This is a genomic window from Streptomyces sp. URMC 124 (assembly GCF_051386455.1).
Lineage (GTDB): Bacteria > Actinomycetota > Actinomycetes > Streptomycetales > Streptomycetaceae > Streptomyces.
Window position 1 is genome coordinate 1 of record NZ_JBPQTS010000116.1, and the last position, 25,168, is coordinate 25,168.

General features: G+C 71.8%; 24 protein-coding genes. 13 read left to right on the forward strand and 11 right to left on the reverse strand.

The features are described from left to right. Nucleotides 1-64 precede the first annotated feature (64 nt). Both ACSNOG_RS22560 and ACSNOG_RS22565 read right to left on the reverse strand, forming a co-directional pair. On the reverse strand, nucleotides 65-223 hold the full coding sequence (locus ACSNOG_RS22560) for a hypothetical protein (protein ID WP_436754514.1): 159 nt from the start codon (nucleotides 221-223) through the stop codon (nucleotides 65-67). After that, the gene (locus ACSNOG_RS22565; RefSeq protein WP_436754515.1) at nucleotides 220-438 is read right to left on the reverse strand and encodes a hypothetical protein; all 219 of its coding nucleotides are present in this window, start codon (nucleotides 436-438) and stop codon (nucleotides 220-222) included. Before ACSNOG_RS22565 ends, ACSNOG_RS22560 begins: the two co-directional genes overlap by 4 nt. Before the next feature lie 908 nt (nucleotides 439-1,346). On the opposite strand from ACSNOG_RS22565, the gene ACSNOG_RS22570 reads away from it, so the two are divergent. Beyond that, nucleotides 1,347-1,661 (forward strand): Uma2 family endonuclease, encoded by a 315-nt coding sequence (locus tag ACSNOG_RS22570; protein ID WP_436754516.1) that lies wholly within the window; start codon nucleotides 1,347-1,349, stop codon nucleotides 1,659-1,661. Nucleotides 1,662-1,675: 14 nt separating this feature from the next. Here the strand turns inward: ACSNOG_RS22570 and ACSNOG_RS22575 are convergent, their stop codons facing one another. The 3 genes from ACSNOG_RS22575 to ACSNOG_RS22585 all read right to left on the reverse strand — a co-directional run bounded on the left by ACSNOG_RS22575 (nucleotide 1,676) and on the right by ACSNOG_RS22585 (nucleotide 3,777). Further along, complete coding sequence (locus tag ACSNOG_RS22575; RefSeq protein ID WP_436754517.1) at nucleotides 1,676-2,089, reverse strand: hypothetical protein; 414 nt, start codon at nucleotides 2,087-2,089, stop codon at nucleotides 1,676-1,678. 112 nt (nucleotides 2,090-2,201) lie between these two features. Then, a complete protein-coding gene (locus tag ACSNOG_RS22580; protein WP_436754518.1) occupies nucleotides 2,202-2,516 on the reverse strand; it encodes a hypothetical protein in 315 nt (104 codons plus the stop codon). A 37-nt stretch (nucleotides 2,517-2,553) separates the two neighbouring features. After that, nucleotides 2,554-3,777, reverse strand: coding sequence for a THUMP-like domain-containing protein (locus tag ACSNOG_RS22585; RefSeq protein WP_436754519.1), 1,224 nt, complete (start codon nucleotides 3,775-3,777; stop codon nucleotides 2,554-2,556). Nucleotides 3,778-3,967: 190 nt separating this feature from the next. Here ACSNOG_RS22585 and ACSNOG_RS22590 point away from each other — a divergent pair, with 190 nt between their 5' ends. The 3 genes from ACSNOG_RS22590 (at nucleotide 3,968) to groL (ending at nucleotide 7,138) form a co-directional block, all read left to right on the forward strand. Beyond that, a complete protein-coding gene (locus tag ACSNOG_RS22590) occupies nucleotides 3,968-4,795 on the forward strand; it encodes a polysaccharide deacetylase family protein (RefSeq protein WP_436754532.1) in 828 nt (275 codons plus the stop codon). A gap of 304 nt (nucleotides 4,796-5,099) precedes the next feature. Beyond that, the gene (gene groES, locus ACSNOG_RS22595) at nucleotides 5,100-5,408 is read left to right on the forward strand and encodes a co-chaperone GroES (protein WP_106681245.1); all 309 of its coding nucleotides are present in this window, start codon (nucleotides 5,100-5,102) and stop codon (nucleotides 5,406-5,408) included. A gap of 107 nt (nucleotides 5,409-5,515) precedes the next feature. Beyond that, nucleotides 5,516-7,138: a chaperonin GroEL gene (groL, locus tag ACSNOG_RS22600; protein ID WP_436754520.1), complete on the forward strand. Its 1,623-nt coding sequence runs from the start codon at nucleotides 5,516-5,518 to the stop codon at nucleotides 7,136-7,138. Between the two features lie 88 nt (nucleotides 7,139-7,226). Here groL and ACSNOG_RS22605 read toward each other — a convergent pair whose 3' ends face one another. The 3 genes from ACSNOG_RS22605 to ACSNOG_RS22615 form a co-directional block, all read right to left on the reverse strand. Beyond that, nucleotides 7,227-7,931, reverse strand: coding sequence for an ester cyclase (locus tag ACSNOG_RS22605; RefSeq protein ID WP_436754521.1), 705 nt, complete (start codon nucleotides 7,929-7,931; stop codon nucleotides 7,227-7,229). 168 nt (nucleotides 7,932-8,099) lie between these two features. After that, complete coding sequence (locus ACSNOG_RS22610; protein ID WP_436754522.1) at nucleotides 8,100-8,873, reverse strand: SDR family NAD(P)-dependent oxidoreductase; 774 nt, start codon at nucleotides 8,871-8,873, stop codon at nucleotides 8,100-8,102. Between the two features lie 168 nt (nucleotides 8,874-9,041). Continuing rightward, the gene (locus ACSNOG_RS22615; protein ID WP_436754523.1) at nucleotides 9,042-9,716 is read right to left on the reverse strand and encodes an MOSC domain-containing protein; all 675 of its coding nucleotides are present in this window, start codon (nucleotides 9,714-9,716) and stop codon (nucleotides 9,042-9,044) included. Nucleotides 9,717-9,795: 79 nt separating this feature from the next. Between ACSNOG_RS22615 and ACSNOG_RS22620 the strand changes: the two genes are divergently transcribed. After that, nucleotides 9,796-10,707: a LysR family transcriptional regulator gene (locus ACSNOG_RS22620; protein WP_436754524.1), complete on the forward strand. Its 912-nt coding sequence runs from the start codon at nucleotides 9,796-9,798 to the stop codon at nucleotides 10,705-10,707. Nucleotides 10,708-10,875: 168 nt separating this feature from the next. On the opposite strand, the gene ACSNOG_RS22625 is transcribed toward ACSNOG_RS22620, so the two are convergent. Then, entirely contained in the window at nucleotides 10,876-11,181 is a 306-nt protein-coding gene (locus ACSNOG_RS22625) for a WhiB family transcriptional regulator (protein WP_030368345.1), read from the reverse strand. 400 nt (nucleotides 11,182-11,581) lie between these two features. Here ACSNOG_RS22625 and ACSNOG_RS22630 point away from each other — a divergent pair, with 400 nt between their 5' ends. The 4 genes from ACSNOG_RS22630 to ACSNOG_RS22645 all read left to right on the forward strand — a co-directional run bounded on the left by ACSNOG_RS22630 (nucleotide 11,582) and on the right by ACSNOG_RS22645 (nucleotide 15,982). Beyond that, nucleotides 11,582-12,193, forward strand: coding sequence for a response regulator transcription factor (locus ACSNOG_RS22630; RefSeq protein WP_003948568.1), 612 nt, complete (start codon nucleotides 11,582-11,584; stop codon nucleotides 12,191-12,193). A 299-nt stretch (nucleotides 12,194-12,492) separates the two neighbouring features. Further along, on the forward strand, nucleotides 12,493-13,095 hold the full coding sequence (locus ACSNOG_RS22635) for a sigma-70 family RNA polymerase sigma factor (protein ID WP_436754525.1): 603 nt from the start codon (nucleotides 12,493-12,495) through the stop codon (nucleotides 13,093-13,095). Nucleotides 13,096-13,244: 149 nt separating this feature from the next. Further along, nucleotides 13,245-14,747: an IMP dehydrogenase gene (guaB, locus tag ACSNOG_RS22640; RefSeq protein ID WP_058046780.1), complete on the forward strand. Its 1,503-nt coding sequence runs from the start codon at nucleotides 13,245-13,247 to the stop codon at nucleotides 14,745-14,747. Between the two features lie 107 nt (nucleotides 14,748-14,854). Next, a complete protein-coding gene (locus tag ACSNOG_RS22645) occupies nucleotides 14,855-15,982 on the forward strand; it encodes a GuaB3 family IMP dehydrogenase-related protein (RefSeq protein ID WP_030368342.1) in 1,128 nt (375 codons plus the stop codon). Nucleotides 15,983-16,081: 99 nt separating this feature from the next. Here ACSNOG_RS22645 and ACSNOG_RS22650 read toward each other — a convergent pair whose 3' ends face one another. Further along, nucleotides 16,082-16,693, reverse strand: coding sequence for a hypothetical protein (locus tag ACSNOG_RS22650; RefSeq protein ID WP_436754526.1), 612 nt, complete (start codon nucleotides 16,691-16,693; stop codon nucleotides 16,082-16,084). Between the two features lie 162 nt (nucleotides 16,694-16,855). On the opposite strand from ACSNOG_RS22650, the gene ACSNOG_RS22655 reads away from it, so the two are divergent. Continuing rightward, complete coding sequence (locus tag ACSNOG_RS22655) at nucleotides 16,856-18,007, forward strand: rod shape-determining protein (RefSeq protein ID WP_436754527.1); 1,152 nt, start codon at nucleotides 16,856-16,858, stop codon at nucleotides 18,005-18,007. Between the two features lie 78 nt (nucleotides 18,008-18,085). Here the strand turns inward: ACSNOG_RS22655 and ACSNOG_RS22660 are convergent, their stop codons facing one another. Then, nucleotides 18,086-19,357 (reverse strand): nucleotide sugar dehydrogenase, encoded by a 1,272-nt coding sequence (locus tag ACSNOG_RS22660; RefSeq protein ID WP_436754528.1) that lies wholly within the window; start codon nucleotides 19,355-19,357, stop codon nucleotides 18,086-18,088. A 342-nt stretch (nucleotides 19,358-19,699) separates the two neighbouring features. On the opposite strand from ACSNOG_RS22660, the gene ACSNOG_RS22665 reads away from it, so the two are divergent. From ACSNOG_RS22665 to ACSNOG_RS22675, 3 genes are all read left to right on the forward strand, one after another. Further along, complete coding sequence (locus ACSNOG_RS22665) at nucleotides 19,700-21,406, forward strand: glycerol-3-phosphate dehydrogenase/oxidase (protein WP_436754529.1); 1,707 nt, start codon at nucleotides 19,700-19,702, stop codon at nucleotides 21,404-21,406. 515 nt (nucleotides 21,407-21,921) lie between these two features. Next, a complete protein-coding gene (locus ACSNOG_RS22670) occupies nucleotides 21,922-23,856 on the forward strand; it encodes a protein kinase domain-containing protein (protein WP_436754530.1) in 1,935 nt (644 codons plus the stop codon). 301 nt (nucleotides 23,857-24,157) lie between these two features. After that, on the forward strand, nucleotides 24,158-25,168 hold a 1,011-nt coding region (locus ACSNOG_RS22675), incomplete at its 3' end, for a protein kinase (RefSeq protein ID WP_436754531.1).

Below are 25,168 nucleotides of genomic sequence, written 5' to 3' on the forward strand. Positions count from 1 at the left end.
CCCCTCCCCCGCTGCCAGCCTGTCTTGACGTTGGCCCCTGCCGACCCGGCAGTCGCCCGCCGTCCTACGGGCCGTCCGGAGCCTCGGCGTCCACCGCGCCCCGCCCGAGCTCCGCGATCGCGGCGTGGGCCGCGGCGGGTGACTCTGCCGCGGCGACCGCCGCGCGGAGGTCGTCCGGGGTGTGACCGGAACCGGACGGTTCCTCCGGCGCGGCGGTGCTCACACCAGCCTCCGCCGACGATTGACCTCGGTGACCCGCGCCCGGAGGTAGGCACGGAGGGTGGTCGCCTGGAGGTCGGCGACCGGGCAATCCCACCCGGCGCCGCTGCAGGGCGGGTGGAGGTGGGCCAAATCCCCCGTGTATTTGATGACTTGGCCGACGCAATTGGTGCGGGTGTCGATGACGTACGCCCCGACCGGTGGAATTTCCTCGTTCACGCCACCAAGGGTCATGTTCCGTCGTTCGCCTCGCGAGTATTCATCGCGGTACGCACGGCGAGGGTACCGTTGATCTTCCCGTGAGCGCTCAACCGCCGTTGACCTGGCGGCTTTGCTGGGATCGGCCTGCGCTCCGGGCTTCGGGGGTCGGAACCCGAGCGCTCTTTCTGTGGAATGGAGTGGGTGATAACCCACCCACCCTCCCTACGCACGAAGGTGCACACGGCGCGCGAGCGCCAACCGCCCCGCATACCACACGAGTTAACGTACGGCGACTGGGTTGCGACGAACCGTCACGGCCCTCTAGCGTTCGCAGCAAGAAATCAGCCCCGGCTGGTGCGCCAACACCGAACCGGGGCTTGACCATCAAGATCGAAAGAGACTCGATCCCATGGCTGAGGCCAACTCTAGCGCCGCCGCGCTCCCCGTACAGGTCCACCCCCAGGCCAAGCCCGGCTACGGCAAGCGAACCGCTCCCGACCAGGCACGCCGCACCGCCAAGGACTTCGCGCACCTCCCGCCCCGCGAGGCGTCGATCGCCGCATTCATCGACCGTCTGCCCGAAGGCGCGGCCATGGATGCGAAAACGCTTGCGGCGCACCTGCCCCTCTACGGCCAGGCGGCCTGCCGCACGGCGCTGCGCCGCCTGTCGCTGGAAGGCCACCTCCGCCGGGTGACGGAGCGGATCAAGGGTGACGGCGGCAGCACGCACTGGGTGACGCGGACGTACTTCTCGCGCACCGCGAGGGACGACGCCTGGTGGGCGGACTTTCAGGCGGGGAACGTACCGAGGTCGCGTCCGCAGCCTCGTCCGCAACCGCGACGGCAGTCGTTACCGGCAGGAAAGCCGCCCCGCTCGGAGGCGTACGAGGCGCTGGCGACGGCGGGCCGCATGGAATGGCTCCCTGGTGCCCGAGGACCACTTTGTCGGGCAAGGCGAGTGGGCCAGTCCCGAGGGTGTGCTGATGACGACCGAGGTGACTTCGCGAGACAGCGACACCGACCTCCGCGACCGGAAGGATAAGCGTGACGGCTACGCCGCAGCGGACATCCCGGTCTACCTCCTCATCGACCGCGACGCATGCATGGTCACCGTCTACAGCGATCCGCGGAACGGCAAGTACCTGAGCCGGGTTTCGCACCCGTACGGCGACACCGTCAAGCTCCCCGACCCCGTCGGCATCACCCTGGCCACCGAGAAGCTGAAGGACTACACCCACTGACCCGGGGGCCGCTCTCACCGCTCCCCGGAGCGGTCCTCCAACACCGTCGGTCCACGAAAGCCGTTCCCGGACACCTGCCCCGCCGCCTGCGAAGGCACCCCGTACTCCTCGACGAGCGCGCGCAGTTCCGCCGCCGCGCTCTCCCGCTGTTCCGCGTCGAGCCCTTCCAGCAGTGTCTCGAAGCGGTCCTGCCAGACGGCTTCCTGGCGGTCCCGTACCCGTTCCGTCTCCCCGGTCCGGGCCACGGCCTCCAGCGCGCCCGACGTGCGGTCGAGTCGTTCGAGTGCGGTGCGCTCGCGCGTGTCGTCGCCGCGGGCGAACCACTGGGCGATCCGTTGCCGCAGCCCGGTCCACGCGTCCGTGCCCGCCGACCGCACGACCGCCGTGCCGCCCGCCGCGGCCGTCGCCGTCAGTGTTTCGTCCAGCATCCGCCCAGCCCCCCCGTCGCCACCTGCCAGCCGCGACGCACGCTAGCGCCGATCAGCCGGCCGCAACCCGCGTTTGGCGGGAAATACGATCGGCTGTCGACGCGAGGCGCAGTCAGTCGGGGTCGCGGGCGAGTTCGAGTGCCAGGGTCTGCAGGATCTCCTCCGTCGGCGCCTCGGGCGTCGTCCCGTCGTAGGCGTCCGCGACCGCCTCGAAGGCCAGCATCAACCCGCTGATGAGCGCGCTCATGGGCGCGGAGAGCTGGTTGAGCACTGCGAGCCCGACCTCCCTGGCCTCCGCGCCGACCGGCACCATGAACTCGTCCGGGATCACCTCGCCGAGGAGGGACGAGACGTAGTCCGTCCCCACGCCGCCGCGCAGGGCCGTGAGCGCGGCGATGGCCTTGAGTTTGATCTCGTTCTCGGTCATGGGGTGAGCGTAGGAGGAATTGCCCGAGGCGGACCGCTTACGCGCGGACCTCCCGCCCCAGCAGCATCACCGGCGCGCCCGCCGCGCGGGTCAGCACGATCACGCAGGAGTGCGGTCCGGCGAGCTTCAGCTTCTTGCGGAGGTCTTCCGGCTCCACCGCCGAGCCGCGCTTCTTGATGACGGCGACACCGATCCCGCGCTCCCGCACCACGGCCTTGAGCTTCTTCAGGTTGAACGGCAGCACGTCCGTGATCTCGTACGCCGATGCGTAGTCCGTCGCCCGCAGCTCGTCGCTCGTGACGTACGCGATCGTCTCGTCGATCAGCCCGCCGTCGCCCAGCGCGGCCGCCACGTCCGCCACCAGGTGCGCGCGGATCACCGCGCCGTCCGGCTCGTACAGATAGCGCCCGACCGGCCGTACCGCCGGGTCGGGCAGCCCGGCGCCCACCAGCGAGTGCCCGCCCGGCAGCAGGGTCGCCCGCCGCGCGCCCGGCGCCGTGCCGAACCACAGCACGGCCTCCTTCACGTCGCCCCCGTCCGAGATCCACTCGGCTTCCGCGTCGTCCGGGATCGCCTCGTGCGGCACCCCGGGGGCGATCTTGAGGGCTGCGTGCGGGGCCCTGCGGGCCGCCTCGATCGCCCAGGACAGCGGCGGGGAGTACGCCTCCGGGTCGAAGATGCGGCCGCGGCCGCCCCGCCGCGCCGGGTCGACGAAGACCGCGTCGTAGCCCGAGGTGTCCACGTCGGCGACGTCCGCGCAGCGCACCTCGATGAGGTCGGAAAGGCCCAGAGCTTCGGCGTTCGCGCGGGCGGCCTCGCAGGTCAGCGGGTCGCGGTCGACGGCGAGGACGCGGATGCCCAGCCGTGCCAGCGCGATCGCGTCGCCGCCGATGCCGCAGCACAGGTCGGCCACGGAGCGGATGCCGAGCGCGGCGAAGCGGGCAGCGCGGTAGTCCGCCACGGAGCGGCGCGTCGACTGCTCCACGCCGTTCGGCGTGAAGAACATCCGGTACGCGTCCTCCGCCCCGAACTTCGCCACCGCCCGCTGCCGCAGCCGTGCCATGCCGAGCGCCGCCGAGACGAGCTCCGCGGGGTGGTCGCGGCGCAGCCGGGTCGCCGTGGCCAGCTCCCGGGCGGGGTCGTGGTCGCGCAGCCCGGCGAGCAGGCTCCGGCCCTCTTCCGTGAGGAGGGACCGGAAGGCGGCGACGGGCGAGGGCTCGCTCGGTACGTTCGGTTCGTTCGGTTCGTTCTGCGCTGGCACCCGGTCATTCTCGCCCAGCCCTCCGGCCCCGCTCTCCGACAGGCCGCCCCTTCTGCCGTGATCGAACGCATGCACAACAATCGGAGGTGTGAGCTCCCCTCTATCCGGCCCGATATCCGCCCGCCCGGCACCCCGTCGCCCGGTATCCGTCCGCCCGGTATCCGCCCGCGCGACCGCCGTCACCTCGCTCCTGCTGGCGGCGCTGCTCCTCAGCGGCTGCTCCGGCTCCTCCGGTGGCGGCAAGGGGGCCGCGTCGGCGTCCCCCGCTCCGCGTACGGACACCGCGGCGTCGCCCCCGGCTTCGTCCGCCGCCGTCCCCGACGCCGCCGCCTACCGCCGCTGGGGCCTCGACAAGCCCCTCGCCGCGCCCCCGGCGCCGCCGGCCGCCAAGCTGACCGACGGGATGAAGCCGGGCGCCGCGCCCAAGGTGATCCGGCGCGTGCCGACCAGCGACAAGGTCGTCTTCGTGACCATCGACGACGGGGCGGAGAAGGACCCGGAGTTCGTGAAGATGGCCAAGGACCTGAAGCTGCCCTTCACGATGTTCCTCACCGACGACATCGCCCGGGCCGGCGGCGGCTACGGCTACTTCGAGCAGCTGCGGGGCGAGGGGAACCGCAACGGCATCCACAACCACACCCTCTCCCACCCGAACCTCCGCACCCTCTCCGCCGACGCGCAGCGCCGCGAGGTCTGCGGCCAGCAGGAGGTGCTGGAGAAGCGGTACGGCGCCAAGCCGCCCCTGTTCCGTCCTCCTTACGGCAACTACAACGACGCCACGCTCGCCGCGGCGGGCGGCTGCGGGGTGAAGGCGCTGCTGCTGTGGGAGGCGACGATGCAGATCAACGACATGCGCTACGCGCAGGGGGACAAGCTGCGCCCGGGCGACATCGTCCTGGCCCACTTCCGCGGTCCCTCGGAGCTCAAGGGCACCTCCATGACGAAGATGGTCGCCAACATGCTGCGCAGCATCGAGCGACAGGGGTTCACCGTGGCGCGTCTTGAGGATTACGTATAGCCGTGCGCGGGTAGCGGCTGGCGGGAAGCGCAGGAAGATCCTCGCGGGAAGGGCGGGAGGATCCGCGTGCCGCCCGGCGCCGGAGGCCCTACCCGCACGGGTGAACCGCAGGCGCGCCGCACGGCGAATTGGCACTCCGCTTGACCGAGTGCTAACCGCGTCATAGTCTCGGCTCCGTTGGCACTCTCCACCCGGGAGTGCCAAACACAGCGACGGGCAGAATCCGGCACCCGCGACGACGGATCCTCCTGGTCGCCACCTCAGACAGATAACCCCGTGAATCTCCGAAGGGGGAGGTCGGATCGTGACGACCGCCAGCTCCAAGGTTGCCATCAAGCCGCTCGAGGACCGCATCGTGGTCCAGCCGCTCGACGCCGAGCAGACCACGGCCTCTGGCCTGGTCATTCCGGACACCGCCAAGGAGAAGCCCCAGGAGGGCGTCGTCCTGGCCGTGGGCCCGGGCCGCTTCGAGGACGGTCAGCGTCTTCCGCTCGACGTGAACGTCGGCGACGTCGTGCTCTACAGCAAGTACGGCGGCACCGAGGTGAAGTACAACGGCGACGAGTACCTCGTCCTCTCGGCTCGCGACGTGCTCGCGATCATCGAGAAGTAATTCACCCCGTTTGATGTGATCTGCGCCCCTGGTCCCCCGTTTCCGCGACAACCGTCCGGACAACCGGGCGCCGGGGCGCAGTTCGTTTGAGAGGACTTGAAGCAACCATGGCGAAGATCCTGAAGTTCGACGAGGACGCCCGTCGCGCCCTCGAGCGCGGTGTCAACAAGCTGGCCGACACGGTCAAGGTGACGATCGGCCCCAAGGGCCGCAACGTCGTCATCGACAAGAAGTTCGGCGCCCCGACCATCACCAACGACGGCGTCACCATCGCCCGCGAGGTCGAGATCGAGGACCCGTACGAGAACCTGGGCGCCCAGCTCGTCAAGGAGGTGGCGACCAAGACCAACGACATCGCGGGTGACGGCACCACCACCGCGACCGTCCTGGCCCAGGCGCTGGTCCGCGAGGGTCTGCGCAACGTCGCCGCCGGCGCCTCCCCGGCCGCCCTGAAGAAGGGCATCGACGCCGCGGTCAAGGCCGTCTCCGACGAGCTGCTGGCGACCGCCCGCCCGATCGACGACAAGGCCGACATCGCCGCCGTCGCCGCCCTGTCCGCCCAGGACAAGCAGGTCGGCGAGCTCATCGCCGAGGCGATGGACAAGGTCGGCAAGGACGGTGTCATCACCGTCGAGGAGTCCAACACCTTCGGCCTGGAGCTGGACTTCACCGAGGGCATGGCCTTCGACAAGGGTTACCTGTCGCCCTACATGGTCACCGACCAGGAGCGCATGGAGGCCGTCCTCGAGGACCCGTACATCCTCATCCACCAGGGCAAGATCTCCTCGATCCAGGACCTGCTGCCCCTGCTCGAGAAGATCATCCAGGGTGGCTCCTCCAAGCCGCTGCTGATCATCGCCGAGGACGTCGAGGGCGAGGCCCTCTCCACCCTCGTCGTCAACAAGATCCGCGGCACCTTCAACGCCGTGGCCGTCAAGGCCCCGGGCTTCGGTGACCGCCGCAAGGCGATGCTGGGCGACATGGCCACCCTGACCGGCGGCACCGTCGTCGCCGAGGAGGTCGGCCTCAAGCTCGACCAGGTCGGCCTCGACGTGCTGGGCTCCGCCCGCCGCGTGACCATCACCAAGGACGACACCACGATCGTCGACGGTGGCGGCAACGCCGAGGACGTCCAGGGCCGCGTCGCCCAGATCAAGGCCGAGATCGAGGCCACGGACTCCGACTGGGACCGCGAGAAGCTCCAGGAGCGCCTCGCCAAGCTCGCCGGTGGCGTCTGCGTCATCCGCGTGGGTGCGGCCACCGAGGTCGAGCTCAAGGAGAAGAAGCACCGTCTGGAGGACGCCATCTCCGCGACCCGCGCCGCGGTCGAGGAGGGCATCGTCTCCGGTGGTGGCTCCGCGCTCGTCCACGCCGTCAAGGTGCTCGAGGGCAACCTGGGCAAGGAGGGCGACGAGGCCACCGGTGTCGCCGTGGTCCGCCGCGCCGCCGTCGAGCCGCTGCGCTGGATCGCCGAGAACGCCGGCCTCGAGGGCTACGTCATCACCTCCAAGGTCGCCGAGCTCGACAAGGGCCAGGGCTTCAACGCCGCGACCGGCGAGTACGGCGACCTGGTGAAGGCCGGCGTCATCGACCCGGTCAAGGTCACCCGCTCCGCCCTGGAGAACGCCGCCTCCATCGCCTCCCTGCTGCTCACGACCGAGACCCTGGTCGTCGAGAAGAAGGAAGAGGACGAGGCCGAGGCCGGTCACGGCCACGGTCACTCGCACTGACCCCGCGCCGCTTCGCGGCCGCAGTCCGGAGCCCGGCACCCCTGGTGGGTGCCGGGCTCCGGCCGTTCACGGGGTCACGGGCGGGTGTTCACACCGGCCCCGACTCCAGCTGCCGCATCAGCCGCGGCAGGTCGAAGTGCCACCAGCCCTCGGCGATCTTCCCGCCCTCGAAGCGGAAGGTGGTGGTCCCCGTCATGACCACTTCCTGCCCGGTGGGCTGGTGGCCCATGAAGTCGCCCTGGTGCGTGCCCCGCCAGGTCCAGCGCGTGGCGACCTCGTCGCCGTCGGCGAGCTGGGAGTGGAGGGTGAAGGAGAAGTCGAACGCCTCCCGCCAGCCCTCGACGTCGGAGCGGATGACGTCCCGGCCGACCGTTTCGAGCTCGTCCTTGCCCATGTCGTGGTCGCGGTGGTCTTCGATGAAGAGCTCGTCTATCAGGTCGAGGTTGCCGTCGCACGCCACCTCCTCGAAGAAGCGGCGGGCCGTGGCCTTGTTCAGGCTCAGCTGTTCGTCGCGGACCACGTCGAGGTCGGTGAAGCTCGGCGCCTCGTCACAGAGCGCGACCATCTCGGCGAAGATCCGGTCCGTCTCGGGGAGCGCGGAGTTGCGCATCGCCTCCTCGTAGGAGGGGAACTCCACGATCTCCACGTAGTGGTCGTCCCGCGCGCGGTCCTTGCCGACGAGCGAGTGCGTCGCCGTCCGCTTGCCCTCGGTGCGGGCGACCCACTCGTCCATGAGCCGGTTCACGTCGTCGTACCGGCGCGTCCTGTAGTCGATGATCTGCGCGAATGTCATGACGCCTCCCGGGTGATATATCCAGGTTAGTCCTGGAAGGATCACCCGGGAGGGCGAGATGCCGCGCTCTGCCGAAGCGCGCGCTCTACCGGCGCGTACGCGCTGCTTCGGTATGCGCTCCTTCGCCGTACGCCCTACTTCGCCGTACGCCCTCCTTCGCCGTGGGCGCTACTTCGGCCCGTACTTGCGGCCCGTCGTCGAAGACGCCCGCGACACCACCCTGCGCGGCGCCAGCTTCATCAGTCCCGTCATGGCCTTGTACCGCGGGTCGGGCACCGACAGCGTCTTGCCCTGGGACAGGTCCCGCAGCGCGGCAGTCACCACCTTGTCGGCGTCCAGCCAGAGCCAGCCGGGCACGTTGTCCGTGCCCATGCCGGCGCGCTGGTGGAACTCCGTCCGCACGAAACCGGGGCACAGCGCCATCAGCCGCACCCCGCTCCCGGCGAGGTCGCGCGCGGCGCCCTGGGTGAACTGCACGACCCAGGACTTGCTCGCGCCGTACGTGCCGCGCGGAACGAACGCGGCCACCGACGCCACGTTGATCACCGCACCGCGCTTGCGCTCCCGCATCCCCTCGGCCGCCGCGGACGTCAGCCGCAGCACCGCCTCGCAGTGCACCCTGAGCATCTTGAGCTCGTCGGCGAGGGACACCTCCAGATAGCCGCCCTTGTTGCCGAACCCGGCGTTGTTGACCAGCAGGTGCACCGGGCGCTCGCGGTCGCGCAGGCGCGCCTCGACCGCTTCGATGCCCTCCTCCTCGGCGAGGTCCGCGCGGAGGACCTCCACCTCCACGCCGTGCCGGTCGTGCAGCTCGGTCGCGTGGCGGCCGAGCCGCTCCTCGTCGCGGGCCACGAGGACGAGGTCGTGTCCGTCGCCCGCCAGGCGGCGCGCGAACGCGGCGCCGATCCCGGCCGTCGCCCCAGTGATCAATACAGTCGTCATACCGGCACCGTAGAGCCCGGGGACGGCGCGCGCGGAAGCGCTACGGCGTTTTGACGGCGGGTCGGCCCCTGATTGACGGTCACCGGGCGGCCGGCGAGGCGCTCCGGACACCGGATCAGGGGCGCAGCGGCGCCCTTTCGCCCCTCCCTCCGATCCGCTTCCGGCGCCTCAGAGGCTCGCCTGATAGGCCAGCGCCTTCTCGCGCGTAAGAGCAGGAAGGGCGTCCCCGGCTGCCAGAACGTCGGGGAGGAGGGCCCGCTCGACGGTGCCGGCGCGGAAGAGGAAGGAGACCGTGACGTGGTGGGCGGGGCGGTGGACGACGGTGACGGGGTCGCCCGCGCGGATCTCGCCCGGCTCTATCACCCGAAGGTAGGCGCCGGGGGCTGCCTCCTGGGTGAACCGCTTGATCCAGCCCGCCTCGCCGAGCCATGTGGCGAACGTGCGGCAGGGGATGCGGGCAGCGCTCACTTCGAGCACCAGATCCGCACCGATGCGCCAGCGCTCGCCTATCAGCGCGCCGTTGACGTCGAGGCCGCTGGTGGTGAGGTTCTCACCGAAGGAGCCGTTGGGCAGGGGGCGGCCGAGCTCCTGCTCCCAGCGGTCGAGGTCCTCGCGCGCGAACGCGTACACCGCCTGGTCGTTCCCGCCGTGGTGGCGCAGGGTCACGATCTCGTCGCCCGCGAGGCCGCTGCCGCCTATGCCCCTGGGGCCCGGGGCGGCCACGGCGACCGGCCCCTCGACGGGGCGCTTGTCGATCCCGGTGGCCATGCCGGCCTCGAAGCCGGGCGCGCCCGGGAGGTCCGCCGTAGCGGCGCGGCCCACATTTACGGAGAGTAGGTGCATGGGCCGAGATTACTCGCTGCAACTCAAAGTGACCAGGGGGTAAGTCGCGCCTCCCCCAAGGTTGCCTTATGCTCACAGCATGATCGAGGCTCGTCATCTGAGGGTGCTGCGCGCGGTGGCCCTCACCGGTTCGTTCTCCGCGGCGGCTCGCGAGCTGGGCTGCACCCAGCCCGCCGTCAGCCAGCAGATGAAGGCGCTGGAGCAGTCCACGGGCACGCCCCTGCTGGTGCGCACGGGCCGCGAGATGCGTCTCACCCAGGCCGGTACGGCGCTCGTCCGGCACGCCTCCGGGATCCTGGCGGGGCTGACCGCAGCCGAGGAGGAGATCGCGGCCATCGCCGGGCTGCGGGCGGGCCGGGTGCGGCTCGTGTCCTTCCCCAGCGGCAGCTCGACGCTGGTGCCCGGCGCGCTCGCGCAGATGCGGGCGGCGCATCCGGGTACCGAGATCTCCCTGGTGGAGGCGGAGCCTCCGCGCTCGGTGGAGATGCTGCGCGACGGCGAGTGCGAGATCGCCCTGGCCTTCCGCTACCCGGACGTCCGGGGGTCGGACCCGGCCGCCGGCGCGGAGTGGGAGGACCTCGTCGTCCGCCCGCTGCTGACCGACCGGCTGATCGGCGTGGTCCCGGAGGGGCACCGGCTGGCCGGGGCGGAGCGCATCGGCATCACCGACCTGGCCGAGGAGCCGTGGATCGCGGGTTGCCCGCGCTGCCGGCGGCACCTGGTGGAGATCTGCGAGAACGCCGGCTTCACCCCCCGCATCGACTTCGCGACCGACGACTACCCGGCGGTGTTCGGCCTGGTCGGCGCGGGGCTGGGCGTCGCGGTGATGCCGGAGCTGGCGCTGGAGTCCGTCCGCCCCAAGGGCGCGCAGGTGGTTCCGGTGGAGCCCGCGGTGCACCGCGAGATCGTCGCCCTGACCCTGCCGGACCTCGCGCGGGTGCCGGCGGTGGACGCGATGCTGGACAAGCTGGCGGGGACGGCCGGGCGCTGAGGGGGGCCCGGGCACCGGGCGACCGCGCCGGGCGCAGAGGCGTGCCGCCCGCAGGCCGGGCGGGGCGGCTCCCGGGCTCCGGGCGGGGCGGGCTCCCGGGGTCAGGTCTGCGGGCCGTGGGGGCGGCGCCCCGGCGCGGGCTTGCGGGCGGGCCGCGGCTCGGGTCGCTTATGAGCCGGCCGCGGCGATGGCTCTGTGTCGCGCGCGGCCCATCAGCTCCTCGCGCTCGTCCTCGGTGAGGCCGCCCCACACGCCGTAGGGCTCCCGTACGGCCAGCGCGTGCGCCGCGCATTCGGCGCGCACCGGGCAGCGCATGCACACCTCTTTCGCCGAGGTCTCCCGCGCGCTGCGGGCGGCGCCGCGCTCACCCTCGGGGTGGAAGAACAGCGAGCTGTCGACCCCGCGGCAGGCGGCCAGGAGCTGCCAGTCCCACAGGTCGGCATTGGGACCGGGAAGCCGGGAGAAATCTGCCATTGCTATCCCCTCGAAGCGAACGGTCTGCCGGGTGGATGTAAATATGACTGATTGCGAATCTAGCCATAGACGCCAGCAAATGGGAAGAAAAACTGCTCCGCATGGGCAAATGGGGCATATCCCGGCTGTGACACGGGTGGGGCGGGGGTGTGACAGGGGTGGCGTGCCGGGCGCCCCCAATGCGCCCTGCTCCGTGTCCGCGCCCTCACGTAGAGTGCCGAACGTGCTCGACCGACCCCGTAACTCTTTCGGGTGACCGTCGTTGAGAGGGCGGAGGCGGTTGACGGATGAAGCAGTCGGGCAGGTGTCCGACCCGGCGTCAGAGCCGTCGATCGCACAGGTGACGATCAGTACCAGCCTGGAGGCTCAAGGTGACGCGCATCAGCTGCGGAGGACGGCCATGACATCCGTCCTCGTCTGCGACGATTCCCCGCTTGCCCGTGAGGCGCTCCGCCGCGCGGTGGCGACCGTGCCCGGCGTCGAGCGTGTGACGACGGCAGCCAACGGCGAGGAAGTCCTCCGCCGCTGGGGAGCCGATCGTTCGGACCTGATTCTGATGGACGTACGCATGCCCGGTCTCGGAGGAGTCGAGACCGTGCGCCGGCTGCTGTCCGCGGACCCCGGGGCCCGCATCATCATGCTCACCGTCGCCGAGGACCTCGACGGTGTCGCGCTCGCGGTCGCCGCCGGAGCGCGCGGCTATCTGCACAAGGACGCCTCGCGCGCCGAGCTGCGGGCCACCGTGACGCAGGCCCTCGCCGACCCGACCTGGCGGCTCGCCCCGCGCCGGCTGCGCTCGGCCGAGATGGGCGCCGCACCCACCCTCACCGCGCGCGAGATCCAGGTGCTCGAGGGCATGAGCCACGGCCGCTCCAATGCGGAGATCGGCCGCGAGCTCTTCCTCTCGGAGGACACCGTCAAGACCCACGCCAGGCGTCTGTTCAAGAAGTTGGGCGCATCGGACCGGGCGCACGCCGTGGCGCTCGGATTCCGCTGGGGCCTGGTCCGCTAGGCGCCTGACGTGCAGCGCAGCGGGGGAGCGACGTACCCCGCCCGTCCCCGAGCGGGCGGGGCGGGGTGCCGGGGCTGCCCGTCCCGCTGCACGTTTCCCGCGCGCTGCCGCATCCTTGGAGTATGGAGTTCCTCGGGGACGGCTCGGTCGGGCGTGATGGGAGGGCGCGGGAAATGACTGCCGGCGCACCCGCTCACAACGCATCGGTACAGGACTACGGACGGGACCACGGGCGGGACCGCGCACAGGGCCACGGGCTCGGTGCCACGGAAAGTCCGGCTTCAAGGCACCATGGACCGATGCGCGAAGACGATACGAAGGGGTCCCCGGCGGCGGCCGCCCCGGGAGAGATCGGCGCCCTCGTAGCCCGCGCCGTCGAGGGTGACCGGCGGGCCACCCACGACCTGCTGGCCCTCGTGCACCCTCTCGCACTGCGCTACTGCCGCACCCGCCTGTCACGGCTGCCGGGTGATGCCCGCCACTTCGTGGACGACCTCGCGCAGGAGGTCTGCCTCGCCGTGCTCTGCGCCCTGCCCCGCTACCGCGACACCGGGCGCCCCTTCGAGGCCTTCGTCGTGGCCATCGCCGCGCACAAGGTCGCCGATCTCCAGCGGGCCGCCATGCGCCACCCCGGCAGCACGGCCGTCCCGTCCGACGAGATGCCCGAGCAGCCGGACGATTCGCTCGGGCCGGAGGAGCGGGCCCTGCTCAGCAGCGATGCGGAGTGGGCCAAGAAGCTCCTCGCGAATCTTCCGGAGAACCAGCGCGAGCTGGTCCTGCTGCGCGTCGCCATCGGCATGACCGCCGAGGAGACGGGGCAGATGCTGGGCATGTCGCCGGGTGCGGTGCGGGTCGCGCAGCACCGGGCGCTCAGCAGGCTGCGCGCGCTGGCCGAGCAGTAGCCGTGGCGCGCGGCCGGGCAGCAGCCGCAAATCTCCGTCCTCGTAGGAATCTCCAAGTGACGCGATCCTCAGCCGTCGTGGAATGGGACACGTGTGGCGGCCGTTAGCATGGGAGTCCGCGCTGGGGCAAGACCATTTGGGAAGGTGTCATGACTGACAACGTCGACGGAATGCCCGGGAAATTCGCGATGCTCGGTCTGACTTACGACGACGTCCTGCTGCTGCCGGGCGCTTCGGAGGTCCTGCCGAACGCCGTCGACACCTCCTCCCGGGTCTCGCGCAACGTCCGGGTGAACATCCCGCTGATGTCGGCGGCGATGGACAAGGTCACCGAGGCGCGCATGGCCATCGCCATGGCCCGCCAGGGCGGCGTGGGCGTCCTGCACCGCAATCTCTCCATCGAGGACCAGGCCAACCAGGTCGACCTGGTCAAGCGCTCCGAGTCCGGCATGGTGACCGACCCGATCACGGTCCGCCCGGACGCCACCCTCGCCGACGCGGACGCGCTCTGCGCGCGCTTCCGCATCAGCGGCGTGCCCGTCACCGACCCGGCCGGCAAGCTCCTCGGCATCGTCACCAACCGCGACATGGCCTTCGAGCTCGACCGCAGCCGCCAGGTGCGCGAGGTCATGACGCCGATGCCGCTGGTCACGGGCAAGGTCGGGATCTCCGGCGAGGACGCCATCGAGCTGCTCCGCCGCCACAAGATCGAGAAGCTGCCGCTGGTCGACGACTCCGGCGTGCTCAAGGGCCTGATCACGGTCAAGGACTTCGTCAAGGCCGAGCAGTACCCGAACGCCGCCAAGGACGCCGAGGGCCGCCTGATCGTCGGTGCCGCGGTGGGCGTGGGCGACGAGGCCTACGAGCGCGCCCAGGCCCTCGTCGAGGCCGGTGCCGACTTCCTGGTCGTCGACAGTGCCCACGGCCACAGCCGCGGCATCCTCGACATGATCGCCAAGGTGAAGTCCAACATCAGCGTCGACGTCGTCGGCGGCAACGTCGCCACCCGCGACGGCGCCCAGGCGCTCATCGACGCCGGTGTCGACGGCGTCAAGGTCGGCGTCGGCCCGGGCTCGATCTGCACCACCCGCGTCGTCGCCGGCATCGGCGTCCCGCAGGTCACCGCGATCTACGAGGCCGCGCAGGCGTGCCACGCCGCGGGCGTCCCGATGATCGGCGACGGCGGCCTGCAGTACTCGGGCGACATCGCCAAGGCGATCGCCGCCGGTGCCGACGCGGTGATGCTCGGCTCGCTGCTCGCGGGCTGCGAGGAGTCGCCGGGCGAGATGGTCTTCATCAACGGCAAGCAGTTCAAGTCCTACCGGGGCATGGGCTCGCTGGGCGCCATGCAGTCGCGCGGCCAGGCCCGCTCCTTCTCCAAGGACCGCTACTTCCAGGACAACGTCCTCTCCGAGGACAAGCTCGTCCCCGAGGGCATCGAGGGCCAGGTCCCCTACCGCGGCCCGCTGGGCTCGGTGGCCCACCAGCTCATCGGCGGCCTGCGCGCCTCCATGGGCTACGTCGGCTCCGCCAACATCCAGGAGCTCAAGGACAAGGGCACCTTCGTGCGCATCACGTCGGCGGGCCTGAAGGAGAGCCACCCGCACGACATCCAGATGACGGTGGAGGCGCCGAACTACTCCCGCCGGTAGTAGTACGCGTTTCAAGAATTCTGGGGAGCCCGCGACCGCTCAGGCCGCGGGCTCCGCCGCGTCGGGGATACTGGATGCGGCAGGACGTAGAAGGAAAGGCCACACACGTGACTGAGATCGAGATCGGGCGCGGCAAGCGCGGCCGCCGGGCGTACGCATTCGACGACATCGCCGTCGTCCCGAGTCGCCGTACCCGCGACCCGAAGGAGGTCTCGATCGCCTGGCAGATCGACGCCTACCGCTTCGAGCTGCCGTTCCTGGCCGCCCCCATGGACTCGGTCGTCTCGCCCGAGACCGCCATCCGCATCGGCGAGCTGGGCGGCCTGGGCGTCCTCAACCTCGAGGGCCTGTGGACCCGCTACGAGGACCCGGAGCCGCTGCTCGCGGAGATCGCCGAGCTGGACGAGACCGCCGCGACCAAGCGTCTGCAGGAGATCTACGCCGCTCCGATCAAGGAGGAGCTGATCGGGCAGCGCATCAAGGAGGTCCGCGACTCCGGTGTCGTGACCGCCGCCGCGCTCTCCCCGCAGCGCACCGCGCAGTTCTCCAAGGCCGTCGTCGACGCCGGCGTGGACATCTTCGTGATCCGCGGCACCACCGTCTCCGCCGAGCACGTCTCCGGCGCCGCCGAGCCGCTGAACCTCAAGCAGTTCATCTACGAGCTCGACGTGCCGGTCATCGTCGGCGGCTGCGCCACGTACACCGCCGCCCTGCACCTGATGCGCACCGGCGCGGCCGGCGTCCTCGTGGGCTTCGGCGGCGGCGCCGCGCACACCACCCGCAACGTCCTGGGCATCCAGGTCCCGATGGCGACCGCCGTCGCCGACGTGGCCGCCGCCCGCCGGGACTACATGGACGAGTCCGGCGGCCGCTACGTGCACGTCATCGCCGACGGCGGCGTGGGCTGGTCCGGCGACCTGCCCAAGGCCATCGCCTGCGGTGCCGACGCCGTGATGATGGGCTCCCCGCTCGCCCGCGCCACCGACGCGCCGGGCCGGGGCTTCCACTGGGGCATGGAGGCCGTCCACGAGGACGTGCCGCGCGGCAAGCGCATGAACCTGGGCACGGTCGGCTCCACCGAGGAGATCCTCACCGGTCCCTCGCACACCCCGGACGGCTCGATGAACATGTTCGGCGCCCTGCGCCGCGCCATGGCCACCACGGGCTACAGCGACCTCAAGGAGTTCCAGCGGGTCGAGGTGACGGTCGCGCCGTCGCAGCACGACAAGCGCTGACGCAGCACGGCAGCGCGGTAGCGCAGCCGACAGCCCGAAGGGCCCGGACCGCAACGGCGGTCCGGGCCCTTCGGCGTCGTGCCGTGCGGCCCGCGGCCGTCAGCCGCCCAGCTTGCGGGCGGTCTGGAAGGCGCCCGCGCCGCCGAGTATGAAGAAGAGCGCGTCGATCGGCTCCAGGTAGTTCTGCCAGGCTTCGGACAGCGAGTCGAAGTGCTCGAAGAAGATCTCGGCGACCGAAACGTGGAAGACGTCGCTTATCTTCAGGGCGATGCCGAAGATCTGGCCCAGGTACACGCCGAGCAGACCGAGGAGCACGCCGACCACCGGCAGGGCGGGGTTGCGGCCGCCGACCTTGCCCAGGGCGGCGCCGATGAGGGCGCCCGTACCGACGGCGAGATAGCCGATCTGGCCGCCGTCGGAGGCGTTGAGGATCGCGCCGTAGACGGCGGCGCCGACCAGCATGGCCACGATGCCGAGCACCACGGCCAGGCCCGGGTTGCCCCGGCGGACCGGCGGGGGCGGCGGCGGGAAGCCGCCGGGAGGGCCGTACGGCGGCGGGGGCTGCTGCCCGTAGCCGTAGGGCGGCTGCTGCGGAGGCTGGTGCTGCTGCGGGTACGGCTGCGGCGGGTAGGGCTGCTGCGGCGGCTGGCCGTACGGGTTGTTCTGCGGCGGCTGGGGCGGCTGCTGCGGCTGCTGCCAGGGCTGGCTCATGGGCGATGTCCCCCGAATGTGCTCGGTGTTGAGGTAGGGCCGGTAAGGGCCAAGTAAAGGCCAAAAGGTATCAGCGTGCTATGACGTCAGTCTGTTACCCACAGCGAGCACACGGCTGTGAACGCCGTATAAAAGTTCGACCGTAAGGAATAATGGCAACTTATGGCGCAAAGCAAGTCGTTCAGCGGCAGGGACATGGGGATCGACCTCGGCACGGCGAACACGCTGGTGTACGTGCGGGGGAAGGGAGTGGTGCTCAACGAACCGTCAGTCGTCGCCGTCAACGCCGACGACGGCAGCGTGCTCTCGGTCGGCTCCGAGGCCAAGGAGACGATCGGCCGCACCCCCTCGAACATCGTCGCGGTCCGCCCGCTGCGCGACGGCGTCATAGCCGACTTCGAGATAGCCGAGCGCATGATGCGCCACTTCATCAAGAAGGTCATGGGCAACCGCCTCTTCGCGCGTCCGCGCGTCGTGGTGTGCGTGCCCTCCGGCATCACCGGCGTCGAGCGGCGCGCCGTCATCGAGGCCGCCTCGCGCGCCGGGGCCCGCCAGGTGCACCTCGTCGAGGAGCCCATGGCCGCGGCGATCGGCGCGGGCCTGCCCGTCAGCGAGCCGACCGGCTGCATGGTCGTCGACATCGGCGGCGGCACGACCGAGGTCGCCGTCATCTCCCTGGGCGGCATCGTCACCGCCCGCTCCGTCCGCACGGCGGGCGACGCGATGGACGCGGCGATCATCTCGTACGTGAAGAAGGAGTACTCCCTCGCGATCGGCGAACGCACCGCGGAGGAGATCAAGATGAACATCGGCTCCGCCGCGCCGACCGGCTACTGGTCCGCGGCCGGGCTGGCCGCGCTCGCCAAGCAGCTGGAGAAGGACACCGGGCTGGAGCAGGTCGGCGGCGACCCCGAGGAGACCCAGGGCCTCAAGCCGCCGGAGCGCTGCACCATCCGCGGTCGCGACCAGGTCAGCGGCCTGCCGAAGACGCGCGAGCTGACGGCCGACGAGATCCGCCACGCGCTCTCGGAACCCGTCGACGCCATCGTCATGGCGGTCCGCCAGACCCTGGACGAGACCCCGCCGGAGCTCTCCGGCGACATCATGGACCGCGGCATCGTCCTCACGGGCGGCGGCGCGCTGCTGCGCGGCCTGGACGTCCGGCTGAGCAAGGAGCTCGACATCCCGGTCATCATCGCCGACGACCCGCTGGACTGCGTGGCGGTCGGCACGGGGCGCTGCGTGGAGGACTTCGCGGCACTGCGGACGGTCCTGGACGCGCCGAACCGGGCGCTGGGGCTGGGGAGGCTGTAGAGCAGGGCACCGGGGCGCCGCCTTTACGGGGCGCCGCCTTTACGGGGCGCCGCCTTTACGGCGCGGTGCCCCGCGCGTTCACAGCCGGTGCCCCGCGCCGACGGGAGCCGCCCCGCGCGTGTCCAGCAGCAGCTGCGCCTTCACCGCGAGCCCCTGCAGGTCGTACGTGCGGTGGTGCTGCAGCAGCACCGTGAGGTCGGCCGCGGCCGCCGCCTCGTACACGCTGTCGGCCCGCGGCACCGGCCGCCCCATCACCCGCCACTGCGCCACGTGCGGATCGTGGAAGCTGAGCTGCGCCCCCAGCTCCATCAGCCGTGAGGCGATCTCGCGGGCAGGTGAACCCTGCTGGTCGGAGACGTCGGGCTTGTAGCTGACCCCGAGCAGCAGGACGCGGGCCCCGCGCGCCGACTTGCCGTGTTCGTTGAGGAGCGTGGCGCACCGCTGCGTGACGTAGCGCGGCATGCGCCCGTTGACCTCCTGGGCGACCTCCACCATCCGCAGCGGATAGCCGAGGCTGCGGCCCTTGTAGGACAGGTAGTTGGGGTCGATGGGCACGCCGGGGCCGCCCACCCCGGGGCCTGGGCGGAAGGCCTGGAAGCCGAAGGGCTTGGTCTCGGCGCAGCGCACGACGTCCCACAGGTCGACGCCGATGTCGTGGCAGAAGACGGCCATCTCGTTGACGAGCGCGATGTTGACGTACCGGTAGTTGGTCTCCAGGACGCGGACGGCCTCCGCCTCGCGCGGCCCGCGCGCGCGGACGACCTTCTCGCAGACCCGTCCGTAGAAGGCGGCGGCGGCTTCCGTGCATGCCGGGGTGAGGCCGCCGATGACCTTGGGGATGCCCGCGTAGCCGTGGCGCTTGCTGCCCGGGTCCACCCGGCTGGGGGAGTAGGCCAGGTGGAAGTCGTGGCCGGCGCGCAGCCCGGAGCCGGATTCGAGCAAGGGGCGCAGGTATTCCTCCGTGGCGCCCGGGTAGACGGGGGACTCCAGGAGAACAGTGGTGTGCGGACGCAGCCGCACCGCGAGCGCCCGCGCGGCGGCGCCGATGGCGGAGAGGTCGAGGGCCCTGTCCTCGCCGAGCCGGGTGGGGGCGCAGATCACGGCGGTCCGCACCTTGCCGAGCTCGGCGTCGGCGGTCGTGGGGCGGAAGCCGGCCGCGAGCATCCGGCGGACCTCGGCGGCGGTGAGGGAGCCGTCGGCGCACTCCGGGGGGAGCCGGCCGGCGCGCAGCTCGCCGACGAGGTGCGGGTCGGGGTCGTAGCCGATGGTGTCGATGCCGGCGGCGGTCGCGGCCTGGGCGAGGGGGAGTCCGAGGTGGCCGAGTCCGATGACGGCGAGATCTGCGGGCATGACGAGGCGGTCCTTCCCGGGGAGCCGGGGGGTTCGGCACGCGAACGAGTTACATCAGGTTAAGCGGATATATGACTGTTATTCGGGACCAACGCGGCGTGCCTCGCTCCCCTGCGCCACCGGCGCGGCCAAACCGGCCGATCTGGGGCAGCATCGGAGGAGGAGCGGGGAAGAGCAGGGAAGAGCAGGGAAGAGCACGGAAACGTAGGGCAGGGCAGGGAAACGCAGGGCGGGGCAGGGAAACGCAGGGCAGGGCAGGGAAACGCAGGGCAGGGCAGGGCAGGTAAACGCAGAGAACGCACGGACCAGCGGAGCAACCGGCAGCCGAAAACGGAGGCAGCGGTGAGGACAGCGACACTCGGGCCGGACGAGCGCGGGGCGGCACTCGCCCGGATGGCGGAGCGGGAACTGGACGTCCTGGTCGTCGGCGGCGGAGTCGTCGGCGCGGGCACCGCGCTCGACGCGGCCACGCGGGGGCTCACGACCGGCCTCGTCGAGGCGCGCGACTGGGCCGCGGGCACCTCCAGCCGCTCCAGCAAGCTCATCCACGGCGGGCTGCGCTACCTGGAGATGCTCGACTTCGCCCTCGTCAGAGAGGCCCTCAAGGAGCGCGGCCTGCTGCTGGAGCGGCTCGCCCCGCACCTGGTCAAGCCCGTCCCCTTCCTCTACCCGCTGCAGCACCGCGGGTGGGAGCGCCTCTACGCCGGCTCGGGCGTCGCGCTCTACGACGCGATGTCGGTCTCCTCGGGCCACGGCCGCGGCCTGCCCACCCACCGCCACCTCAGCCGCAAGCGGGCCCTGCGCGTGGCCCCCTGCCTGAAGAAGGACGTGCTGGTGGGCGCGCTGCAGTACTACGACGCCCAGATGGACGACGCCCGCTACGTCACCACCATCGTGCGCACGGCGGCTGCGTACGGCGCCCACGTCGCCAACCGGGCACGGGTGACCGGCTTCCTGCGCGAGGGCGAGCGGGTGGTCGGCGCCACGGTGCGCGACCTGGAGCAGGGCGGCGAGTTCGAGGTCCGGGCCCGGCAGGTCGTCAATGCCACGGGGGTGTGGACGGACGACACCCAGAAGCTCATCGCCGAGCGCGGCCAGTTCCACGTGCGGGCCTCGAAGGGCATCCACCTGGTGGTGCCCAAGGACCGCATCCACTCCACCACCGGGCTGATCCTGCGCACCGAGAAGAGCGTGCTCTTCGTGATCCCCTGGGGCAGGCACTGGATCATCGGTACGACGGACACCGACTGGGACCTGGACAAGGCCCACCCCGCCGCGTCGAGCGCGGACATCGACTACCTGCTGGAGCACGTCAACTCCGTCCTGGCCGTACCCCTGACGCGGGACGACGTACAGGGGGTGTACGCGGGGCTGCGTCCGCTGCTGGCCGGCGAGTCGGACGCGACCAGCAAGCTCTCGCGCGAGCACACCGTGGCGCACCCCGTGCCCGGGCTGGTGGTCGTCGCGGGCGGGAAGTACACCACCTACCGCGTGATGGCCAAGGACGCCGTGGACGAGGCGGTACACGCGCTCGACCGGCGCGTGGCGGAGTGCGTCACGGAGGACGTGCCGCTCGTGGGCGCGGAGGGCTACAAGGCGCTGTGGAACGGGCGCGCGCGGATCGCCCAGAGCACCGGCCTGCACGTGGCGCGCGTGGAACACCTGCTGAACCGCTACGGCTCGCTCGTCGACGAAGTGCTCGAGCTCGTCGCCGCCGACCCCTCCCTCGGCGACCCGCTCACCGGCGCCGACGACTACCTGCGGGCCGAGGTCGTCTACGCCGCCTCGCACGAGGGCGCCCGCCACCTCGACGACGTCCTCACCCGCCGGACCCGCATCTCGATCGAGACCTTCGACCGCGGCACGCGCAGCGCCCGCGAGGCCGCCGAGCTGATGGCGCCGGTGCTGGGCTGGGACCGGTCGCAGGTGGAGAAGGAGGTCGAGCGCTACGAGAAGCGGGTGGAGGCCGAGCGCGAATCGCAGCTGCAGCCCGACGACCTGACGGCGGATGCGGCACGGCTGGGGGCGCCGGACGTGCAGCCGATCTGAGGCCGGTCCGAGGCCGGGTCCGAGGTCGGGTCCGAGGCCGGGTCCGAGGTCGGTCCGAAACCGGGCTGACCCGGCGTCGGGCGGATCAGGTCCGGTGTGGAGCCGGGCGGCTCTCCGGCCGGAGGGCCCCCTCTGATGCCCTGTTTGATGTCTCGTTTGATGCCCCGTTTGATCCCTCGTTGGGGCAGATGTGTCCGGTGAGCTCTGATGAATGTCCTGTGACAGCTCCGACGCGCCGGGAACCGTCCCGTCCGAAACCCGGTCCTGTAAGGGCAACGGACCCGTGCGCCCCCCGGCGCCGCCGTTGCGCCCGGCGCCGCCGGGCCCTCGCGGCGCAGGTGGGCCGGGTCGGTGCGGCGACGGCCGGCGGGTGCCGCGCGGAGGGCGATGGGCGACGGTGCGCCCGTATTGTCCGCCGGCCCGCGGACCCTGGCCTTCCACCGGTCCGTGGATGAGAGACAATGGTGGCTCTGCCAGGGTCGGTTGGTCGCAGAGCTGATTGCCAGAGGGGACGCATGTCGGAGGCGGAGCAGACGCAGGGCACGGCAGGGCGCCTCCTGGCCGGGCGGTACCGCCTCGGGGACGTCCTCGGCCGCGGCGGCATGGGCACGGTCTGGCGCGCCGGTGACGAGACCCTGGGCCGTACGGTCGCCGTGAAGGAACTGCGGTTCCCGGCCAACATTGACGAGGACGAGAAGCGACGCCTCATCACGCGCACGCTGCGCGAGGCGAAGGCCATCGCCCGGATCCGCAGCGCGGGCGCGGTCACCGTCTACGACGTCGTGCACGAGGACGACCGTCCCTGGATCGTCATGGAGCTCATCGAGGGCCGCTCGCTCGCCGATGTCATCCGCGAGGACGGGCCCCTGAAGTGGCGTCGGGCGGCCGAGGTCGGCCTCGCCGTCCTCGACGTGCTGGGCGCGGCGCACCGCCAGGGCATCCTGCACCGCGACGTGAAGCCGTCCAACGTGCTCATCTCGGACGACGGCCGCGTCGTCCTCACCGACTTCGGTATCGCGCAGGTCGAGGGCGACCCCTCCGTCACCTCCACCGGCATGCTCGTCGGCGCCCCTTCGTACATCTCCCCCGAGCGCGCCCGCGGCCACAAGCCCGGCCCGCCGGCGGACCTCTGGTCGCTGGGCGGCCTGCTCTACGCGGCGGTCGAAGGCGTCCCGCCGTACGACAAGGGCTCGGCCATAGCCACTCTCACCGCCGTGATGACCGAGCCGCTCGGCCCGCCGAAGAACGCCGGCCCGCTGGCCGAGGTCATGTACGGGCTGCTCGCCAAGGACCCGGAGAAGCGGCTCGACGAGGCGGGTGCCCGCGCACTCCTCACGGACGCCGTCAACGCCCCCGACGAGCGCCTGCCGCCCAAGCCCGCGCCGGTCGCCTCGGACCTGGACGCCACGCAGGCCATCGCCGTCCCGCCGATACCGGAGCGGGCCGTGCCCGCCCGGCCGCAGGTCAAGCCCTCCGTGAAGCGGGCGGGCGATCTCCCGGGCAAGGCCGGGCAGGCGCCCGCGCGGCAGGGACACGGGCTGCCGCCCGTCGTGCCCCCGGCCTCGGCCCCGGTCCATGGCACGCCGCACGCGGCGGACGCCAAGGCCACCACCCGGCAGTTCACCGGGGACGTCCCCGGCGGGCGGCCGAGCGGTGGTGGCAGTCTGCTCGGCGCCCGGCAGGGCAGCGCCGGGCGGGTGCCCCTGCTGGAGGCCGTGCCGCGGCGGACGCTGGTCGTCGCGGCGGTCGTCGTCGTGCTGGCCGTGCTCGGCACGGTCCTCGCCTTCGCGCTGAGCGGCGGGGACGACGAGGGCGGCAAGGAAGGCAAGTCCGCGACCGGGCGCATGCCTTCGGCGGCAGCGCCGTCGGGCAAGGAGGGCGGCGGTCAGGCCAAGGGGGACAGCGGTCAGGGCGACGGGGGCAAGGACCTCAAGGCCACCTCAGTTACTGCCTCCACGTCGACGTCCGGTTCCGCCTCCACGTCGGCGTCCGGCTTCAAGCGGATCGATAACGACGAATACCACTTCGAGATCGCCCTGCCGGAGGGCTGGAAGCAGACCGGCACCGCCGGTGATCACTCGGGCGCCATCTACAGCGCTTCGGGCGGCTTCCCGCGCGTCCAGGTGGACTTCAGCTCCGAGCCGACGTCCGACGCGGTGAAGGCATGGCGCGAAGCCGAGTCCGGCGCGCGGCAGAGCATGCCGAACTACAAAGGGCTGAACATCCAGGAGATCCGCGGCTGGGAAGGGCACGACTACCCGACCATCGCGGACTGGTCGTTCGAGCGCGACCAGAACGGCAAGCGCGTTCAGGTCCTCAACCGCGGCTTCAAGGTGGACGACGAGCACGGCTACGCCATCATGATCACCTGCGAGAAGGGCAAGTGGGGCGACGCCGACTGCCGGGCGCTGCGGGACGCGGCGTTCAAGACCTTCTCGCCGAAGGACTGACCGGCTCGGTTCTTCGGTTCTTCGGTTCCCGTGGCGGTCCGGTGCCGGTGCCGGTGTCGGTGTCCGTGCCGGTGTCCCGGGAGGCTGGAACCGACCAGGCTGACGGGTGTGGCGCGATGGACGACGCCCCGGTCGATCCCCCGCACCACGTACTGAGCCGTACGCGCCCGAAGGGGCGGGTTCGGCACGTATCGTGAGGTGTCGTGGACGGTACGCAGCTGCAATAGGCGGCAAATTGACCGCTGTTGGCGGTTGCCCGGGCATTCGGGCGAGGTGCGGATCGCGCGCTTGGGGAGGCGTCGTGGACGACTACGCAGGGCGGATCCTGGCCGACCGGTACCGCCTGCCGCTGCCGCCGTCCGATGTCTTCGAGCTCGTCGAGACCCGTGCGTTCGACACCCTCAGCGGGCAGGAGGTCCTCGTCCGGCAGATCCCGCTGCCGGAGGTCGTGGACGCCGAGGTGCTCGGCGGTGCGCCGGGCGGAGGGCACGTACCGGAGCGCTCACCGGACCGCGGCGGGGGCCGTACGCCCGGAGCGGCCGGTGCCGGAGGCGATCCGGCGGTGAACCGCGCGCTGGCGGCTGCCGCGGCCGCCGCGCAGGTCCCCGATCACCCGCGGCTCGACCAGGTCTTCCACGTCTTCGCCGAGGGCGGCAGCCTGTGGGTCGTCAGCGAGCTGCTGCCCGCCCGTCCGCTCGCCGCGCTGCTCGCCGAGCGGCCCCTGTCACCCCACCGCGCCGCCGAGGTCGCCGCCGACGTCCTCACCGCCTTACGCGCCCTGCACGCTCACGGCTGGACCCACCGCAACATCACCACGCGCACGGTCCTCATCTGCGACGACGGCCGCGCCATCCTCACCGGCCTGGCCGCGGGCGCCGCCGAGGAAGCCCTCTGCGGCTACAACCCCGTCCCGGACGGCCCGCCCTCGCCGGCGGGTTGCGGCGACCAGAGGGGAACGCCGGCGCCGTGGGGCCCGGGCGGCGGCGGAGGCACGGACGCACGGGTCGGGCGCGGGGCCGGAGACGCGCCGCGGCCGGCCGGGCCGGAGCCGGAATCCACACCGTCGCCGTACCGGGACCAGGGCGCCGCGGGCGGATTCCTGCCGGCCGCACCGGGCCCGGCATCTTCCGGCAGGCCGTGGCCACCGGAGGGTTTCCGCCCCGCGACGGGCGGCACGAGCACGGGACGCCCGGCACCGGACGGGTGGGCCTCCGGAGGCCCCGGCGGACGGGGCAGCGGGCGACGGGGTGGGCAGGGCGTGGGCGGGCGGCCGGGCGCGCAGATGAGGACCGTGCGCGTGGTGATGTTGCGG